Annotated in this window: 16 protein-coding genes; 10 read left to right on the top strand and 6 right to left on the bottom strand. The window is 72.1% G+C overall.

Translation table 11 applies throughout. From position 1 onward, the window contains the following. The coding region (locus H6X67_RS08515; protein ID WP_249435506.1) for an ABC transporter ATP-binding protein at positions 1-496 on the bottom strand (496 nt) is incomplete at its 3' end. A 295-nt stretch (positions 497-791) separates the two neighbouring features. Further along, complete coding sequence (locus H6X67_RS08510) at positions 792-1,379, bottom strand: DUF3800 domain-containing protein (RefSeq protein WP_249367825.1); 588 nt, start codon at positions 1,377-1,379, stop codon at positions 792-794. A 256-nt stretch (positions 1,380-1,635) separates the two neighbouring features. Between H6X67_RS08510 and dnaK the strand changes: the two genes are divergently transcribed. The 5 genes from dnaK (at position 1,636) to H6X67_RS08485 (ending at position 6,307) form a co-directional block, all read left to right on the top strand. After that, complete coding sequence (gene dnaK / locus H6X67_RS08505; RefSeq protein ID WP_249367824.1) at positions 1,636-3,489, top strand: molecular chaperone DnaK; 1,854 nt, start codon at positions 1,636-1,638, stop codon at positions 3,487-3,489. Beyond that, positions 3,486-4,088: a nucleotide exchange factor GrpE gene (locus H6X67_RS08500; RefSeq protein WP_249367823.1), complete on the top strand. Its 603-nt coding sequence runs from the start codon at positions 3,486-3,488 to the stop codon at positions 4,086-4,088. Before dnaK ends, H6X67_RS08500 begins: the two co-directional genes overlap by 4 nt. Positions 4,089-4,204: 116 nt before the next feature. Further along, positions 4,205-5,203 (top strand): DnaJ C-terminal domain-containing protein, encoded by a 999-nt coding sequence (locus H6X67_RS08495; protein WP_249367822.1) that lies wholly within the window; start codon positions 4,205-4,207, stop codon positions 5,201-5,203. Beyond that, positions 5,200-5,604 (top strand): heat shock protein transcriptional repressor HspR, encoded by a 405-nt coding sequence (locus H6X67_RS08490; RefSeq protein WP_311765854.1) that lies wholly within the window; start codon positions 5,200-5,202, stop codon positions 5,602-5,604. The genes H6X67_RS08495 and H6X67_RS08490 overlap by 4 nt, the downstream gene beginning before the upstream one ends. Before the next feature lie 10 nt (positions 5,605-5,614). Then, positions 5,615-6,307, top strand: coding sequence for a hypothetical protein (locus H6X67_RS08485; RefSeq protein ID WP_249367821.1), 693 nt, complete (start codon positions 5,615-5,617; stop codon positions 6,305-6,307). On the opposite strand, the gene H6X67_RS08480 is transcribed toward H6X67_RS08485, so the two are convergent. Together H6X67_RS08480 and H6X67_RS08475 are read right to left on the bottom strand one after the other, a co-directional pair. After that, the gene (locus tag H6X67_RS08480; RefSeq protein WP_311765855.1) at positions 6,279-7,409 is read right to left on the bottom strand and encodes a sensor histidine kinase; all 1,131 of its coding nucleotides are present in this window, start codon (positions 7,407-7,409) and stop codon (positions 6,279-6,281) included. The genes H6X67_RS08485 and H6X67_RS08480 overlap by 29 nt on opposite strands. A 76-nt stretch (positions 7,410-7,485) precedes the next feature. After that, positions 7,486-8,145 carry a response regulator transcription factor gene (locus H6X67_RS08475; RefSeq protein ID WP_249367819.1) on the bottom strand — a complete coding sequence of 220 codons (660 nt, stop codon included), beginning with the start codon at positions 8,143-8,145 and terminating at the stop codon, positions 7,486-7,488. Between the two features lie 141 nt (positions 8,146-8,286). Here H6X67_RS08475 and H6X67_RS08470 point away from each other — a divergent pair, with 141 nt between their 5' ends. Continuing rightward, positions 8,287-9,345 carry a DUF418 domain-containing protein gene (locus H6X67_RS08470; RefSeq protein ID WP_249367818.1) on the top strand — a complete coding sequence of 353 codons (1,059 nt, stop codon included), beginning with the start codon at positions 8,287-8,289 and terminating at the stop codon, positions 9,343-9,345. Positions 9,346-9,413: 68 nt separating this feature from the next. Next, a complete protein-coding gene (locus H6X67_RS08465) occupies positions 9,414-10,310 on the top strand; it encodes a trypsin-like serine protease (RefSeq protein WP_249367817.1) in 897 nt (298 codons plus the stop codon). A 207-nt stretch (positions 10,311-10,517) separates the two neighbouring features. Here H6X67_RS08465 and H6X67_RS08460 read toward each other — a convergent pair whose 3' ends face one another. Beyond that, positions 10,518-10,697, bottom strand: coding sequence for an Rv0909 family putative TA system antitoxin (locus H6X67_RS08460; RefSeq protein ID WP_249367816.1), 180 nt, complete (start codon positions 10,695-10,697; stop codon positions 10,518-10,520). A 220-nt stretch (positions 10,698-10,917) separates the two neighbouring features. Here H6X67_RS08460 and H6X67_RS08455 point away from each other — a divergent pair, with 220 nt between their 5' ends. Then, entirely contained in the window at positions 10,918-13,608 is a 2,691-nt protein-coding gene (locus H6X67_RS08455) for an ATP-dependent Clp protease ATP-binding subunit (RefSeq protein WP_249367815.1), read from the top strand. A gap of 312 nt (positions 13,609-13,920) precedes the next feature. Next, on the top strand, positions 13,921-14,610 hold the full coding sequence (locus tag H6X67_RS08450; protein ID WP_249367814.1) for a TetR/AcrR family transcriptional regulator: 690 nt from the start codon (positions 13,921-13,923) through the stop codon (positions 14,608-14,610). Here the strand turns inward: H6X67_RS08450 and H6X67_RS08445 are convergent. After that, positions 14,598-15,440, bottom strand: coding sequence for a glycerophosphodiester phosphodiesterase family protein (locus tag H6X67_RS08445; protein ID WP_249435505.1), 843 nt, complete (start codon positions 15,438-15,440; stop codon positions 14,598-14,600). The genes H6X67_RS08450 and H6X67_RS08445 overlap by 13 nt on opposite strands. 77 nt (positions 15,441-15,517) lie before the next feature. Here H6X67_RS08445 and H6X67_RS08440 point away from each other — a divergent pair, with 77 nt between their 5' ends. Further along, the gene (locus tag H6X67_RS08440; RefSeq protein WP_249367869.1) at positions 15,518-17,701 is read left to right on the top strand and encodes an NAD(+) synthase; all 2,184 of its coding nucleotides are present in this window, start codon (positions 15,518-15,520) and stop codon (positions 17,699-17,701) included.

Here is a 17,701-nt window from a genome sequence, read left to right as displayed (position 1 = left end):
GCGCCCCACCGGCCCGTGAGCCGGTGCCCGGCCCGAGCCAGGGGCATCCGCGCCGAGCGCGCCCAGCGGGGCCGCGGGCGCCCCGGGCCCGGCGGTGAGCGCGAGGCCGAGCAGCGCCGTGGCCGCCGTGAGGAGGATGAGACGGGCCGGCAGGGGACGGGTGCGGGTCGGCGGTGGCGCCGTGGCCCAGGCGGACGAGCTCGAGGTGCTCGCGGACGGTGAGGGAGGGGAAGAAGGAGTCCTCGCCGAGGTCGCGGGCGACGTCGGTGCGGAAGGCGGCGGAGCGCGGGTCGGGCGTGTCCCCCAGGACGGTGAGCCGCCCGCCGAGAGGGGGCAGCAGGCCGCAGGCGGTGCGCAGCAGGGTGGACTTGCCCGCGCCGTTGACCCCGACGAGGAAGAGGGCCTGGCCGCGCTCGAGGGCGAAGGTGGCCGGCGAGCACACGGGCACCTGGTCGTAGCCGACGACGAGGTCGCGCGCGGTGATGACGGGCTCCATGCCCGCAGTGTTCCTCGCGCCCGGCCTCGGGGGATCGGCCGCCAGGATGATGCGCGGTGCTCATTGCCTCGTGCGCTGAGCCGTCGGTGTAGTGGGTACCGCGAGGCCCTATGTGGCAGGCAGGGTCACCCAGGGGGTCTCGCACCTCGCAGACCCTCGGCCTCTGGTCGGGGGTCTTTGCGTGGGTCAGCCCAGCCAGATGATGCCGTCATCGGCGCCCGGGACCCAGTGCTCACGCAGGCGCATGTAAGCGCGAATGGCCGCGGGCACAGGCCTGATGCGCGTCCCCCAGATCTCAGGGTGCTCTTGTGTGTGCGTGCTTGTGGAAGGCGCCGTAGGCAATGAGGTCAGCTGCCTGGATCAGCTGGTTGTCACGGCTGTCCTGCATGACCACGTCCTCGATGACTCTGCGAGTGGCGATCGGCAGGTCACGATGGACTGCGCGCAGTGGGGACGCGTCGCGCAGGGCCGTCTCCCACTCCACGAGGACCTGTTCCGCGCTGCCTGATGAGGAAGGGGGATAGCCCTGCCGGCCGTCGTAGAGGACCATGACGGTGGTGTCGTTGGTGCCGGCCCATGTGTCGAGCCAGGAGATGAGGTGTCTGTAGGCGCGCGGCTTGGACCGTCCGGACATCGCCAGGGTCACCACATGGAACCCGTCGGCCTGGGCGAGGTGAGAAAGCATGATGCGCCCAGTCGCCTCTCGCTGCACGGTGCTCAGGTGGTCGCCTGAGCCGGCGGGGAGAAAACTGCCCCGTCCCTTGTAGAGGTCGTTGGCGTGGAGCTCTTTGGACGTGTCCACCCCGAGCTCGCGGTGGATGGAGCGGCGTCCCTCGAGCCGTGCCCTGAGGACGGAGGTCCAGGCCCGGTCCTCGACCAGCACGGCGGTCGGGGTGACGCCGTGCCGTGAGTCGCCGGAGTCATCAACGTAGGCCAGATACATAGAAACAGTCTCGCGCGCCCCACTGACACGATGGCGTGACTGTGGTGCTGGCCTCGTGCGGGTCCTGGGAATATCCACGCCACCCCCAAAGTTGAGCCAGTCAGACTCAAGGTTGCGACGTCCGAAGTTGACAAGACTCGGCTCAAGAACAATCCTGAGCGCATACGACTCAACTCTCTTCACCTAGGAGCAGCACATGGCACGCGCCGTCGGTATCGACCTCGGAACCACCAACTCCGCCATCGCCGTCCTCGAGGGCGGCGAGCCCACGATCATCCCCAACGCCGAGGGCGGGCGCACCACCCCCTCCGTCGTCGCCTTCTCCAAGTCCGGCGAGGTCCTCGTCGGAGAGATCGCCAAGCGCCAGGCCGTCACCAACGTCGACCGCACCATCTCCTCCGTCAAGCGCCACATGGGCACCGACTGGTCCGTCGAGATCGACGACAAGAGGTACACCGCCCAGGAGATCAGCGCCCGCATCCTCGCCAAGCTCAAGGCCGACGCCGAGGCCTACCTCGGTGAGCCCGTCACCAACGCGGTCATCACCGTCCCCGCCTACTTCAACGACGCCGAGCGCCAGGCCACCAAGGAGGCCGGCACCATCGCGGGCCTGACCGTCGACCGCATCGTCAACGAGCCCACCGCCGCCGCCCTCGCCTACGGCCTCGACAAGGGCCAGGAGGACGAGCTCATCCTCGTCTTCGACCTCGGCGGCGGCACCTTCGACGTCTCCCTGCTCGAGGTCGGCAAGGACGAGGACGGCTTCTCCACCATCCAGGTCCGCTCCACCTCCGGCGACAACCGCCTCGGCGGCGACGACTGGGACGCCCGCATCGTCGACTGGCTCGTCAAGCAGGTCAAGGACAAGAGCGGCGTGGACCTGTCCAAGGACAAGATCGCCATGCAGCGCCTCAAGGACGCCTCCGAGCAGGCCAAGAAGGAGCTGTCCACCGCGACCAGCACCGACATCAACCTGCAGTACCTGTCCATGAGCGAGGCCGGCCCGATCCACCTCGACGAGCGCCTCACCCGCGCCCAGTTCCAGGAGATGACCGCCGACCTGCTCGAGCGCACCAAGATCCCCTTCCACAACGTCATCAAGGACGCCGGCGTCTCCCTGTCGGAGATCGACCACGTCGTCCTCGTCGGTGGTTCCACCCGCATGCCGGCCGTCTCCGACGTCGTGCGCGAGCTCACCGGCGGCAAGGAGCCCAACAAGGGCGTCAACCCGGACGAGGTCGTCGCGCTGGGCGCCTCCCTGCAGGCCGGCGTCATCCAGGGCGACCGCAAGGACGTCCTGCTCATCGACGTCACCCCCCTGAGCCTCGGCATCGAGACCAAGGGCGGCGTCATGACCAAGCTCATCGACCGCAACACGGCCATCCCGACCAAGCGCTCCGAGGTGTTCTCCACCGCCGAGGACAACCAGCCCTCCGTGCTCATCCAGGTCTACCAGGGTGAGCGCGAGTTCGCCCGCGACAACAAGCCGCTGGGCACCTTCGAGCTCACCGGCATCGCCCCGGCCCCCCGCGGCATCCCGCAGATCGAGGTCACCTTTGACATCGACGCCAACGGCATCGTGCACGTCTCCGCCAAGGACCGCGGCACCGGCAAGGAGCAGTCGATGACGATCTCCGGCGGCTCCGCGCTGCCCAAGGAGGATATCGACCGCATGGTCAAGGAGGCCGAGGCCCACGCCGAGGAGGACAAGCGGCGCCGCGAGGAGGCCGAGACCCGCAACGCCGCCGAGCAGCAGGCCTACTCCATCGACAAGCTCCTCAAGGACAACAAGGACAAGCTCCCCGAGGACGTCTCCAGCGAGGTCCAGGGCGCGGTCGACGAGCTCAAGAAGGCCCTCGAGGGCGACTCCATCGACGCCGTCCGCTCCGCCCAGGAGAAGCTGAGCTCGGTCGCCCAGAAGATCGGTGAGGCCCTCTACGCCCAGGAGCAGGCCGCGGCCGCCTCGGCCGGCTCCGAGGCCCCGGCCGAGGACGACGACATCGTCGACGCCGAGATCGTCGACGACGAGGGCACCGAGGGCGCCAAGTGAGCACCCAGCCGGCCCCCGGGCAGGACGAGCCCGTCGACCCGGCCCTCGCCGAGGCCGTGGAGTCCGCCTTCGACGGCGTCGTGCTGGACGAGTCCGGCGCCGTCGAGGCGGCCCCCGCCGGCGGCGACGACGGGGCCCCGACCGACCCGCTGGCCGAGGCCCAGGCCGAGGCCGCACGGCTGACGGACGACCTCGCCCGGGCCCGCGCGGACCTGTACAACCTCCAGCAGGAGTACCAGGGCTTCGTGCGCCGCTCGCGCGAGGCCGCCGCCGGCCACCGCGAGACCGGGCGCGCCAGCGTCGTCGAGGCGCTCATCCCGGTGCTCGACGAGATCGCGCTGGCCGACCAGCACGGCGACCTCACCGGCCCCTTCGCGACGACGGCCGCCAAGCTCGAGTCGATCCTCGGGGAGAAGTTCGGGCTCGTGCGCTTCGGCGAGGCCGGCGACGTCTTCGACCCGACGCTCCACGAGGCGCTCATGGCCACCGAGTCCGAGGAGGTGGACGAGCCGACCATCGCACTGGTCCTCCAGCCCGGCTACCGCCTGGGGGACAAGGTCGTGCGCGCCGCCCGCGTCCAGGTCACCAACCCGGCCTGAGCCCCGCGCGCCGGGGCCCGCTCACCCGAGCGGGCCCCGGCCCTCACCCCGCCCCACACGCACGCACGACGCACAGAGAGCCGGACCCACGAGCACATCACGCAGGAGGTGGTGACATGGCCAGCCAGGACTGGATGCACAAGGACTTCTACGCCGTCCTCGGCGTCGCCAAGGACGCCGACTCCGACACCATCAAGAAGGCGTACCGCACGCTCGCCAAGAAGTACCACCCGGACCGCAACCCCGACGACGCCGTCGCCGCGGAGAAGTTCAAGGAGGTCGGCGAGGCCTACGCGGTCCTGTCCGACGCCAAGGACCGCCAGCAGTACGACGCCATCCGCTCCATGGCGGGCGGCGGCCCCCGCTTCACCGCCGGGGGCGCCGGCGGGGGAGGATTCGAGGACATCTTCTCGATGTTCGGCGGCGGTGGCTCCGGTGCGCAGAGCATCGACATCGACGACCTGCTGCGCCAGTTCGGCGGCCAGGCCAGCCCCACCCGCCGCGCAGGCCAGCCCGGTCCCTTCGGCTTCGGCGGCTTCGGGGGCTTCGGCTCCCAGCCCGAGCCGCGCAAGGGCCCCGACGTCCTCACCGACGTGCGCCTGGGCTTCCGCCAGGCCGTCGAGGGCGACACGGTCGAGCTCACGGCCGACGGGCGCACCATCACCACCCGCATCCCGGCGGGCGTCCACGACCGCCAGAGGATCCGCCTGCGCGGCAAGGGCCGCCCCGGCCAGGCTGGCGGGGAGAACGGGGACATGGTCGTCACCGTCCACGTCGACAAGCACCCCGTCTACGCCATCGACGGCACCAACCTGCGCATGGACCTGCCCGTCACCCTCAAGGAGGCCGCCCTCGGCGCGACGGTCGAGGTCCCCCTGCTGGATGGCACGAGCACGCGCGTCAAGATCAAGGCCGGCACCCAGTCCGGCACGGTCATGCGCCTGCGCGGCAAGGGCGTCAAGCTGCGCAAGGGCACCTCCGACCTGCTCGTCACCGTCCAGGTCGCCGTGCCGCGCAAGCTCTCGGTCCAGGCGAAGGAGGCCCTGGAGGCCTTCGACACCGCCATGGGCGAGACCGACCCGCGTGCCGCGCTGCGCCAGGAGGCGGGCACGTGAGCCGCCGTCGTACCGGCCAGGGCCTGTCCTTCCTCGCGGAGGACGCCGAGGACAGGGCGGTCTACGTCATCTCCGTGGCCGCGGACCTCGCGGGCATGCACCCGCAGACCCTGCGCCAGTACGACCGCCTCGGCCTGGTCTCCCCGGCCCGCACCTCCGGCCACGGACGGCGCTACTCGCACCGCGACGTCGAGCGCCTGCGCCGCGTCCAGGCCCTGAGCCAGGAGGGCGTCAACCTCGAGGGCATCCGCCGTGTCCTCGACCTCGAGCGGCAGGTCGAGCTCCTGGAGCGCGAGAACCGGCTCCTGCGGCTGCGCGAGGCCGCGGTCCAGCGCGTCTTCGCCGCTGCCGCCGACGGCGAGGTCCAGGTCATCGCCTCGCGCCGCGGACGCCAGGGCTGAGGAGGCCGCCATGACACAGCACGACCCCGCCGGGGCGGACGAGCCCCGTTATGGGCAGCGGGTGAGCCCCGAGGAGCTCGAGGAGATCCTGCGAGAGCAGGGCATCGAGCCGCACCGCCCCGACGACGGGCAGGAGGGCACCGCCCCGACCGGAGCCGAGGCCGACCCCTACCTGCGCGGCTCCGCCCCGCGGGGCGGAGCCGGGGCGCTTGCCGGCCGGCGCCCCACGTCCCGCCCCGGGCGCCGCCGCGGCCTGCTGGTCACCGGCCTCGTGCTCCTGGTCGTGCTGCCCCTCGCCCTCAGCGCCGCCGCGCTCGGCGTCTCCCTGGACGGCTCCTCGACCTCGGGGGCCGCCCTCGGCGAGAACGGGCTCGTCTACCTCGAGGCCGGCCAGCCGCGCGCCCTGTACCGCGCCGGCCTCGCCGCCGGCTCCCTGGACTGCACGGTCACCGACCCGGCGGGGACCCCCGTCGAGACGCACGGACTCGAGGGCATGGAGGGCGCGGAGGTCTCCTATCTGTCCTTCGTGCCCTCCACGAGCGGGACCTACACGGTCACCTGTGCCGGGGGCACCTCCGACATCGTCGTCGGCCCCGCGCTCAAGGAGGAACGGGTCCTGGTCTCCGGCATGCTCCTGCTCACCGCCCTCGCCTCGGGGGCGGCGGGCCTGGTCCTCACGGTTCTCGGTCTGCTGCGGCGCTGACGGACCGCTGCCCGCCCCGCTCACCCACGGGAAGCTCGAGGGTGGCCACCACCCCTCCCGAGGGCTGTGGCACCAGGACGAGCTCGCCGGCGTGCGCGAGCGCCACGGCGGAGACGATGGCCAGGCCCAGCCCGTGCCCGCTGCCGCGTGTGCGGCCCCGGCCCGAGCCCCGCACGAAGGGCTCGCGCAGGGAGTCCAGGTCCTCCTCGGACACGAGCGGGCCGCTGTTGCGCACGGTGAGGCGCACCCGCCCGCCAGCCCCGTGGGCGCCCGCCGCCTGGTCCGGCCTCGTGTCGAGGGTGGTCTCCACGGTGCCGCCCGGGTGGTTGTGGCGCACCGCGTTGCGCAGGAGGTTGGACACGGCCTGGCGCAGCAGCACGGGGTCGCCCTCGACGACGGCGGTGGTGCGCGGCGGGGCGGGCAGGCTCACCTGGCGCTCACGGGCCTCCTGGGCCAGGTCGGCCAGCGCCGAGCGCAGGAGCCCCGCCAGGTCCACGCGCTCGTGGGCGAGCGTGCCGGACTGGGCCTGGGCCAGGTCGAGGAGGGCGTCCACGGTCTCCACGTTGGCCCGGTTGGTCTCGCGCACGCGCTCGGCCAGGGCCCGCAGCTGCGCCGTCGAGGCCTCGGGGTCGGCCAGGGTGACATCGATCATCGTCTGCGCCGTGGCCAGGGGCGTGCGCAGCTCGTGGGAGGCGTTGGCGGCGAAGCGCCGGTGGGCGGTGAAGGAGGCCTCCAAGGAGGCCAGCATGTGGTCGAAGGTGTCCGCCAGGTCGCGGATCTCGTCACGCGGCCCCTCCAAGGCCAGCCTCTGGCCGAGGTCGCCGCTGGCGGCACGGCGGGAGGCCTCACTCATGGCGGACAGCGGCGCCAGTACCCGTCCGGCCACGACCCACCCAGTGGCGGCCGACAGGATGGCCAGCAGCACAAGGGTCACAAGAGAGATGGACAACAGTGTTCTGAGGAACTCGGTCATGAGGGCCAGCTGCAGGCTGACCTGGACGTCGTCGGTCTCAGCCTCGGGAAAAGCCAGGCTGAAGCGGATTGACACGAATCGCATGTAGAGGTAGACGATCGCGACCAGGATGGCGCCGGAGCTTGTCACCAGGCCTGCGTAGGACAGGGTCAGCCGGGTGCGCAGCGTGAGACGGCGCCTGCGCGGGGACGTTCTCCTGGGCACCTCAGCTCCCGAAGCGGTAGCCGGCGCCCGGAACCGTCTGGATGACCCACGGCTGGCCCAGGCGCTTGCGCAGGTGGGAGATCGTCACCCGGATCGAGCTGGTGAAAGGGTCCGCGTTGGCGTCCCAGGCCTTCTCCAGGAGGGTCTCGGCGGACAGGACACCGCCGTTGGCCTCCATGAGGACCTGGAGGACCGCGAACTCCTTGGGGCTGAGCCGCACCTGCCGGCTGTCGCGCACGACCTCGCGGCGGAAGGGGTCCAGGCGGACCCCGTGCGACTCGAGCACCGGGCTGCGGGCGGGCTGGCTGCGCCGTCCCAGGGCGAGCAGGCGGGCAACGAGCTCGGGGAACTCAAAGGGCTTGGTGAGGTAGTCGTCGGCACCGAGGGCGAAGCCCTCGACGCGCTCGTCCAGGGAGCGTGCTGCGGTGAGCATGAGGACCCGGGTGCGGGGGGCGTCCGTCACCAGCCGGGCGCAGACCTCGTCCCCGTGCAGCCCCGGCAGGTCCCGGTCCAGGACGACGACGTCGTAGTCGGTCTCGCTGACGGCCTCCAGCGCCTGGAGGCCGTCGCCGCGCACGTCCACGGCCATGGACTCGCGGCGCAACCCTTGGGCGATGGCCTCCGCCAGGTAGGACTCGTCCTCGACGACCAAGACGCGCATACGCCCTCCTTGCTTGAGCCGGTCCCCAGCCGCATCCTACGCGGCATCTGCCCGGGCCTACCTCGGTCCTGCCCGCGTGCTCGCGCACCCGGCCGCAGACGTTTACGCCGTGACAACAACCGGCTCCGTACGATCGCGGCCATGTCAACTTCGTCAACGACCACAACAGCACCTGCCGCCTGCGCCGCGCGACGCATCGTCGGTCTCGACGTGGCCCGCGCACTAGCACTGATGGGGATGATCATCTCCCACCTCATGATGCCCGTGGGGCTGCGCGGTGAGGCCTTCAATGGGTTTCCGGCCGCCCTGTTCGCAGTGCTGGCCGGAGTCTCTCTGTCCATCATGTCCTCACGCGGGGTCCGGCAGGGTGGGGCGGCCTTGTCCTCCTCGCGCCACGGGCTCATGGTCCGGGGCGCGTTGCTCGTCGTCGCGCACCAGCTTGTTGTCCCCTTCTCAGGACCGATCGCCGTGGTACTTGAGACCTTTGGCTTTCTCTACATTGCTCTGGCCTGTGTGCCCAGGTGGAGCAACCGCGCTGTCACCGTCCTGCTGGTGTGGCTCGTCGGCCTGTCCGCGCTTGTGAGCGCTCTATCCCGCATCACCTGGGTTCCCGGTTACCTTGGTTCTCCGTACCCGCTTCTCGCCTGGGCGACGTACATGGTCATCGGCCTGCTGGCGCACCGGCTGCTGCTGCGCTCCACCCGGGTCCAGGTGCTCGCCGTGGCCTTTGGCCTGCCCCTGGCTGTGGCCGGGGCCGTCATGCGCCACGTGGTGGACATGGAGGCGGCACTGTCCGGCAGCAGGAACGTCCTTGTCGCCCTGGCTCTCATCGAGCCGACCAGCCACAGTGGTGGGCTCATCGACCTGCTGGCCACCAGCGCAGGTGCCCTGGCGGTGCTCAGCTTGTGCCTGCTTCTCGTCAGGGGTGGGCGATGGTGGTGTCTGCCGCTGCAGGCCATGGGCTCGATGTCGCTGACGGTGTATGTCGCCCATGTCCTGAGCGCAGGCCCGCAGCTCTCCGAGTTCTCTGTGAGGAGCATGCCGATCCTGGCGCTCACCACGATCCTGCTGAGCGCTGCTGTCGCCATGCTCATCCGTGCCCGCTTCCGCCACGGCCCCCTGGAGTGGGCGTTGCGGCGCAGCGTGGAGCTGGGCACCAGCACGTCCCTGCCCCCGCGCCCCGTCCTGGGGCGCGTCTGAACCATCCGTCCCACAGAGTGACCGGGCCTGACCTGGCCCGTCCAACAGGAAATGAAAGGAACAACAGGATGATTCTGCGTCACTTCCGTGCACGTGTGGCCACCTGTGCAGCGCTGGTGGCCCTGGCGCTGCCGACCGGTGCCGCCCACGCCATGGAGTCCTCCACCCTTGCCGAGGAGAACGACGAGTCCAACGCCGTCGTCTCCGAGAAGATCACCGACGACGGCAGCTTCGGTGACTGCACCGGCACCGCCATCGCCCCACACTGGGTACTCACCGCCCAGCACTGCATCCAGCAATTCCCGACCGCCTCCGGGCAGGTGCGCATCGGTCAGGGTGAGAACCAGCGCACGGTGACGGTCGACCGCTGGGAGGCCGCCCCCGCCGGCGACTTCGCCCTCCTGCACACCGCGGAGGACATGGGGTTGTCGAGCTACCCGAAGCTCGCGACCACGGTCCCCTCCTCCGGTGAGGCGACCATGTACGGCTGGTCCCCCGACGGCTCAGGCGGCGACACGAGGCTGCCCACGGCCCAGGCGACGATTGACAGGATCGACGACTTCGGTCTGTTCGGAGGTCAGCAGTCCATTGTCGTCACGCCGCATGACGGTGCCGAGGTCCAGTCAGGTGACTCCGGCGGTCCCGTCTTCGTCAACGGGGAGGTTGCCGGAGTGCTCTCTGCCAGTCTCCTCGACCCTGACACTGGTGAACCGGCCTCGAACACAGCGGCCTACGCCCCGGTGGCGGAGCAGCACGAGTGGATCATGAGCACGATCAACGGCGAGGAGACCGGCTCCGGCGGCTCCGCCCAGCAGGGCGACGCCATGGCGGCGCCGGGTGCGTCCTCCGGTGACCTCAGCCCGGTCTGGCTCGTCGCCGGCGCTCTGGTCCTGGTGGCTGCGGGTGGGGGCACCTACCTGGTGACACGCCGCCGCCCGGCGGGTGAGGCCGACAGCGGCAGGTGAGAGGCCTCAAGGCCCGCCCCTGCGCCCAGGGCGCGTGAGCGGCGCCGCCCGGACCGGTACCGGCCGGTCCGGGCGGCGCCGTCCTCGCGGCCCTCGTCAGTGGTCTGCGAGCCGCGCGCGCAAGAGCCCCCGCACCACGTGGTGCGGGGGCTCCCCTGCGATCTCAGGGCCGCGGCCGGGCGTGCGCCCGGAAGCAGGCTCAGTGGCTCACTTGCCGATCTTCTCGTCGGCGGCGGCGCGAGCGGCGTCGATCTGTCCGTCGAGCTTGCCGCCGGTGGCCGTCTTGGCGGCGTCGGCGACCTTGTCGAGGACGGTGTCGGACACGGACTCGAGCGCGTCGGAGCTCAGAGCCTCAGCGGCCTTGTTCTTCAGGTCATCAAGTCCCACGATGGCCTCCTTTCGTCGGGTGGCCGGCGTCGGACGACGACAGCCTCACAGGTATCGAAGCAGGTCTCGGGGCTTCGCGCCACGTGAGGGCGTCGTCGGCTCGCCCGCAGGACAGCTCCACAAAGTTGAGCGGAATAGACTCAACCCTGACGAGGTTGGAGTGACCAGAGACGCCCGGGCCCTCCGACGGCGTCGCACCCACGTCCGCAAGGAGGTCCACATGGACACGAGCTACACCACGCGCTCCCAGGAGGCGATCAGCGGCGCCATGCAGGCCGCCGCCGCAGCCGGCAACCCGCAGGTCGAGACCGCCCACCTTCTTCACGAGCTCCTCACCCAGGCCGACGGCGTCGCCCCGGCCCTGCTGACCGCCGCCGTCGGCGAGAACGGCCGCACCGCCGTCGGCGCCACCACCCGCCGCGCGCTGACCGCCCTGCCCGCCTCCTCCGGCGCCACCACTGGCCGCCCCCAGCCCTCGCGCGCCCTGCTCACCGCCCTCGAGACGGCCGCCACCGAGGCTCGCGCCCTCGACGACGAGTACGTCTCCACCGAGCACCTGCTCCTCGCCCTCGCCGCTGGAGACCCCGCCGACCCGGCCGCCCGGGCCCTGACGGAGGCCGGCGCCACCGCCGAGGCCCTGCGCACCGCCCTGCCCGAGGTCCGCGGCTCCGGCCGCGTCACCTCCCCCAACCCCGAGGGCACCTACAAGACCCTTGAGAAGTACGGCACCGACCTCACCGAGGCCGCCCGCCAGGGCCGCCTCGACCCGGTCATCGGCCGCGACGCCGAGATCCGCCGCGTCATCCAGGTCCTGTCGCGCCGCACGAAGAACAACCCGGTCCTCATCGGCGAGCCCGGCGTCGGCAAGACCGCCGTCGTCGAGGGCCTGGCCCAGCGCATCGTCGCCGGCGACGTCCCCGACTCCCTGCGAGGCAAGCGCCTGGTCTCCCTCGACCTGGCCGGCATGGTCGCGGGCGCCAAGTACCGCGGCGAGTTCGAGGAGCGCCTCAAGGCCGTCCTCAAGGAGATCAAGGACTCCGACGGCGAGGTCGTCACCTTCATCGACGAGCTGCACACCGTGGTGGGAGCAGGCTCGGGCTCCGAGTCCTCACTGGACGCCGGCAACATGCTCAAGCCCATGCTCGCGCGCGGCGAGCTGCGCCTGGTCGGCGCCACCACCCTCGACGAGTACCGCGAGAACGTCGAGAAGGACCCCGCCCTCGAGCGCCGCTTCCAGCAGGTCCTCGTCGGCGAGCCGAGCGTCGCCGACACCGTCGCCATCCTGCGCGGCATCGCCCCCAAGTACGAGGCCCACCACCACGTGACGATCTCCGACGGCGCCCTCGTGGCCGCCGCGCGCCTGTCCGACCGCTACATCACCGACCGCAACCTGCCCGACAAGGCCATCGACCTCATCGACGAGGCGGCCTCGCGCCTGCGCATGGAGCTGGACTCCAGCCCCGTCGAGATCGACGAGCTGCGCCGTCGCGTGGACCGCATGCGCATGGAGGAGGCCTACCTCCTCGAGTCCGAGGGCACCGACGCGCCCGGCGACTCCGTCGAGAAGGCCGCCGCCACCGAGCGCCTGGAGCGCCTGCGCGCCGAGCTCGCCGACGCCACGGAGGCCCTGACCGCCCTCAACGCCCGCTGGGAGGCGGAGAAGGCCGGCCACAACAAGGTCGGCGAGCTGCGCGCCGCCCTCGACGAGCTGCGCACCAAGGCAGACCTCGCCGAGCGCGAGTCCCGCTTCGAGGAGGCCGGACGCCTGCGCTACGGCGAGATGCCCGCCCTCGAGCGGCAGATCGCCGAGGCCGAGGCGGCCGACGCCGCCACCGGCGCGGCCGCCTCCGAGCCCATGATCGCGGAGAAGGTCGGCCCCGGGCAGATCGCGGAGGTCATCGCCGCCTGGACCGGCATCCCGGTCGGCCGCCTCCTGCAGGGCGAGACCGAGAAGCTGCTGCGCATGGAGCAGGTCATCGGCCAGCGCCTCGTCGGCCAGAGGGCCGCCGTCGCCGCCGTCTCCGACGCCGTGCGCCGCTCGCGCGCCGGCGTCTCCGACCCCGACCGCCCCACCGGCTCCTTCCTCTTCCTCGGCCCCACCGGCGTCGGCAAGACCGAGCTGGCCAAGGCGCTGGCGGACTTCCTCTTCGACGACGAGCGCGCCATCGTGCGCCTCGACATGAGCGAGTACTCCGAGAAGCACTCCGTGGCCCGCCTCGTCGGGGCCCCTCCGGGCTACGTCGGCTACGAGGAGGGCGGCCAGCTCACCGAGGCCGTGCGGCGCCGCCCCTACAGCGTCATCCTGCTCGACGAGGTGGAGAAGGCCCACCCCGAGGTCTTCGACATCCTCCTGCAGGTGCTCGACGACGGCCGCCTCACCGACGGCCAGGGCCGCACCGTCGACTTCCGCCAGGTGATCCTCGTCCTGACCTCCAACCTCGGCAGCCAGTTCCTCGGGGACCCCCTGCTGTCCCCCCAGGAGAGGCACGAGGCCGTCATGGGCGCGGTGCGCACCTCCTTCCGCCCCGAGTTCCTCAACCGGCTCGACGAGACACTCGTCTTCGACCCGTTGAGCAAGAGCGAGCTCGGCCAGATCGTGGACCTGCAGCTGGCGGGCATGGCCCGGCGCCTGGTGGACCGCCGCCTCACCCTCACGGTGACCCCGGCGGCCCGCCAGTGGCTCGCGGACGAGGGCTACGACCCGGTCTACGGCGCGCGCCCGCTGCGCCGGCTCGTGCAGCGCGAGATCGGTGACCGCCTGGCGCGCCTCATCCTGGCCGGCGAGGTCGCCGACGGCCAGGAGGTCGTCGCGGACGTGGCCGGGGACGTCCTGGCGGGCCTGGTCCTCACGGCCCGCCCTGGCCCGGCCCGCTCCGCGGCCTCAGCGCCCAGCGCCCCCAGCGCGGCCTGAGCCGGGTACGGGGCCCACGTGGGTCCCGCACCCGACGACGACGGCGGGGGTCCGGTCCTCGTCCCCGAGGGCCGGACCCCCGCCGGCCTCAGTTGTCCTGGCGCTGGTAGACCGTCACCGTCCAGGTGCCGTCGGCGCCCCGGGCCAGGAGGAACGCGCCCATCGTGTGGTCGGGCCAGACGCCGTCGGCGGACGGTGCCACCAGCCCAGGTGTGAGCGGGATCATGCGCAGCCGTGCGCCGTGCTCGCCGTCACCCCGTTGCCGGGGCCAACTGCTCGTCGGACATCTGACCGGATGTGAGAATGCGGGTCATGACAGCCGACGACCCCACCACCGCCGACACCGCTCCCACCGCACCCGCACGGCGCCGTGGCCCCGGCCGCCCCCGCGCCGGCAGCGAGGACAAGCACGAGCGCATCCTCAACGAGGCCGTCGCCCTCTTCGGCGCCCACGGCTTCGCCGCCACCTCCCTCGCGGACGTCGCCCAGGCCGCAGAGATCTCCAAGGCCGGCCTCCTGCACCACTTCTCCTCCAAGGAGCAGCTCTTCGCCAAGGTCCTTGAGCGCCGCGACCGCGACATGATCGCGACCATGCTCCAGGACCCGGGCCTCGACGAGGACCCCTGGAAGCTGCTCGACGTCTTCGTGCGCGTCGTCGAGCACAACGCCCGTCACCGCGACCTCGTCGCCATCTACACGGCCACCGCCGTCGCCGTCCTCGACGCCGGGCACCCCGCGCACGGCTGGGTCACGACCCACCTCACCCAGACCATCGAGCGCTTCACGCAGGCCCTTGAGCGCGGCAAGGCCAACGGCCTCGTGCGCGCGGACGCCCCCTCGGCCGTCATCGCCCGCACGGTCACCGCCCTCAGCGACGGGCTGCAGCTGCAGTGGCTGTGCTCGACGACGCCGGGCTCCGAGGCCCCCGAGGCTCTGCGCACCGGCATGGCCGAGGAGATGCGCGTCTACGTCGAGGGGCTCAAGCAGGTCTACCGCGCCTGAGGCTCCCCGCCGCGCCCCAGGTCGCCGAGCTCGTGGACCCGGTCCGTGAAGATGCCGGTCACCCCCCAGGAGAACAGCTCGGCCGCCCGCTCGCGCGAGTTCACCGTCCACACGTTGACCCCGTAGCCCAGTGAGCGGATCTCCTCCACGCGGGCGCGCTCCAGCGTCCGGTCCCCGGGGTTGACGGCCACGGCGCCGAGCTCCTCGACGTAGGAGCGCCAGTCGTCCAGCAGCAGGCCGTTCTCCGTGAGCAGGGCGCGCGGCGTGCCGGGACGACGCCGGGCCATCCGCTCCAGCAGCAGCGGGTTGAAGGAGGACAGCAGCACCGGCGAGGACGGTGAGCGCTCGGCGTGCGCCTCCAGCAGCGCGGCGACGCCGTCCACCAGGCGGCGGCAGGCGGCGGCGCCCGCCTCGCAGGACTTGAGCTCGATGTTGACGCCCATGCCGGCCGCACCGACCACCTCGAGCGCCGCCTCCAGGGTCGGCAGGCCCTCGCCCGCGTAGGGGCGGGTGCCGTCCGGCGCGGTGAACCAGGAGCCGGCGTCGATGGTGGCCAGGTCCGCGGCCGTGAGGTCGTAGTAGGAGCCGCGGTGGTCCGTCGTGCGGTCCAGGCTCGAGTCGTGGATGACGACGACGGTGCCGTCACCGATGACGTCGACGTCGAGCTCCACCCAGGCGGCGCCCTCCGCGGCGGCCCGGCGGAAGGCCGCCAGCGTGTTCTCGGGCGCCAGCGCGCTGGCACCGCGGTGCGCGAGGACCGTGCGGGTCCCGGGCGCGGCCGGCTGCGGGCAGGGGGCGGGCGGGCAGGCGGCGGGGGCGGGAGCACTCATGCGCCCATCCTCCCTCCCCGGCCGTGGTCCCGCTCACGGCCCGTGACCGTGTCGCAGCCCCGTGCCAGACTCGCCCCATGAGCACTGCAGCCGCCGACCGGCCGCCGATCGTCTTCCGCTCCGCCTACGACCAGGGATTCGCCCGCGTCGCCGCCGTCACCCTGCCGGTGCACCTGGCGGACCCGGCGGCCAACGCCGCTGCGGTCATCACCCAGGCCCGCGCCCTGAGCGAGCAGAGCGTGGCGCTGGCCGCCTTCCCCGAGCTCGGGCTCACCGGCTACTCCGTGGACGACCTCTTTCTCAGCGACGTCCTGCTGGACGAGGCCCTCGCCGCCCTCGAGACCATCCGCGCCGCCAGCACCGGGCTCCTCCCGGTCCTCGTCGTCGGCGCCCCCCTGCGCGTGGGCAACCGGCTGTACAACTGCGCCGTCGTCATCGCCGGGGGGGAGGTCCTGGGTGTCGTCCCCAAGGCCTACCTGCCCACCTACGGCGAGTTCTACGAGCAGCGCTACTTCGCCCCCGGGGACAGCGTCGAGACCAGCACGTGGATCAGCCTGGCCGGGGTCCAGGACCCGCCGGCGGACCGTTGCCCCGAGCCCGCCGACGGCGCCGGGGAGGCCGTCGTCCCCTTCGGCCCCGACCTGCTCTTCGAGGTCCGGAGCGTGCCGGGCCTCACCTTCCACGTCGAGGTCTGCGAGGACATGTGGGTGCCCGCCCCGCCCTCCACCTTCGCCGCGCTCGTGGGCGCCACCGTCCTGGTCAACATCTCCAGCTCCCCCGTGACGGTCGGGCGCGCCCAGGACCGCGAGCTGCTGGCCCGCGCCTCCAGCGCCCGCAACCTCGCCGCCTACCTCTACGCCTCAGCCGGAGAGGGAGAGTCCTCCACCGACCTCGCCTGGGACGGCCAGACCTTCGTCTACGAGAACGGCAGGCTCCTGGGCTCCACCGAGCGCTTCCCCCAGGGGCCGCGCGCCACGGTCGTCGACATCGACGTCGAGGGCCTGGTCGCCGAGCGCCTGCGCCGCAGCACCTTCGACGACAACCGCGAGACCTTCGCCCGCCCCGAGCAGCACCTCCACGCCACGGCGACCTTCGCCGGCACCAGCTCCTTCCGCACCGTCGCCGTCACCCCGGAGCGCCTGAGCGTGCCGCGCACGGACATCGGGCTGCTGCGAGACGTGGACCGCTTCCCCTTCGTCCCCGACGACCCGGACCGCCTCGCCCAGGACTGCTACGAGGCCTACAGCATCCAGGTCGCCGGCCTCGTCCAGCGCCTGCGCGCCATCGGCTGCCCCAAGATCGTCATCGGCGTCTCCGGCGGCCTCGACTCCACCCAGGCCCTCATCGTGGCGGCCCGCGCCGTGGACCGGCTCGGGCTGCCGCGCGAGCACATCCACGCCCTGACGATGCCGGGCTTCGCCACGAGCGAGGAGACCAAGGCCAACGCCCTGCGCCTGGCGACCGCGCTCGGCTGCCACGTCGAGACCCTCGACATCCGGCCCACCGCCACCCAGATGCTCACCGAGATGCGCCACCCCTACGGGCTCGGGGAGCGCGGCCGGGAGGTCTACGACGTCACCTTCGAGAACGTCCAGGCCGGCCTGCGCACGGACTTCCTCTTCCGCATCGCCAACCAGCGCGGCGGCATCGTGCTGGGCACCGGGGACCTGTCCGAGCTCGCCCTGGGCTGGTGCACCTTCGGCGTCGGCGACCACATGTCCCACTACGGTGTCAACGCCGGCGTGCCCAAGACCCTCATCCAGCACCTCATCCGCTGGGTCGCCTCCGAGGGGTTGTTCCCCGAGGAGGTGAGCCGGACCCTGCTGGCCGTGCTCGCCACCGAGATCAGCCCCGAGCTCGTGCCCGCAGGCGAGGGCGAGCCCATCCAGTCCACCCAGGCGACCATCGGCCCCTACGCCCTGCAGGACTTCACCCTGTGGCACGTCCTGCGCCAGGGCGCGCGCCCCTCCCGCATCGCCTTCCTGGCGGAGAAGGCCTGGGCCGACGCCTCCACCGGCACCTGGCCCGCGGGGATCCCCGAGGAGGAGAGGGTCTCCTACGACCTCGCCACCATCAGGAGGTGGGAGACGCTGTTCCTCACGCGCTTCTTCTCCCAGCAGTTCAAGCGCTCCACCCTGCCCAACGGACCCAAGGTGGTGGCCGGCGGCTCCCTGTCCCCGCGCGGGGACTGGCGCATGCCCTCGGACGCCTCCCCCGCCGCCTGGCTCGCCGAGCTCGAGCGCAACGTCCCCGAGTCCTGA

This window comes from Actinomyces sp. AC-20-1 (assembly GCF_023369555.1).
GTDB lineage: Bacteria > Actinomycetota > Actinomycetes > Actinomycetales > Actinomycetaceae > Actinomyces.
Note: the sequence above shows the minus strand (reverse complement) of the source record. Positions and strands in the feature narration are given on the sequence as shown.

Bases quoted from the DNA above. Each gene is read 5' to 3' on its own strand.
- dnaK (WP_249367824.1), top strand. From the start codon at position 1,636: ATGGCACGCGCCGTCGGTATCGACCTCGGAACCACCAACTCCGCCATC.
- H6X67_RS08495 (WP_249367822.1), top strand. From the start codon at position 4,205: ATGGCCAGCCAGGACTGGATGCACAAGGACTTCTACGCCGTCCTCGGC.
- H6X67_RS08485 (WP_249367821.1), top strand. From the start codon at position 5,615: ATGACACAGCACGACCCCGCCGGGGCGGACGAGCCCCGTTATGGGCAG.
- H6X67_RS08475 (WP_249367819.1), bottom strand. From the start codon at position 8,145: ATGCGCGTCTTGGTCGTCGAGGACGAGTCCTACCTGGCGGAGGCCATC.
- H6X67_RS08470 (WP_249367818.1), top strand. From the start codon at position 8,287: ATGTCAACTTCGTCAACGACCACAACAGCACCTGCCGCCTGCGCCGCG.
- H6X67_RS08465 (WP_249367817.1), top strand. From the start codon at position 9,414: ATGATTCTGCGTCACTTCCGTGCACGTGTGGCCACCTGTGCAGCGCTG.
- H6X67_RS08455 (WP_249367815.1), top strand. From the start codon at position 10,918: ATGGACACGAGCTACACCACGCGCTCCCAGGAGGCGATCAGCGGCGCC.
- H6X67_RS08450 (WP_249367814.1), top strand. From the start codon at position 13,921: ATGACAGCCGACGACCCCACCACCGCCGACACCGCTCCCACCGCACCC.
- H6X67_RS08445 (WP_249435505.1), bottom strand. From the start codon at position 15,440: ATGAGTGCTCCCGCCCCCGCCGCCTGCCCGCCCGCCCCCTGCCCGCAG.
- H6X67_RS08440 (WP_249367869.1), top strand. From the start codon at position 15,518: ATGAGCACTGCAGCCGCCGACCGGCCGCCGATCGTCTTCCGCTCCGCC.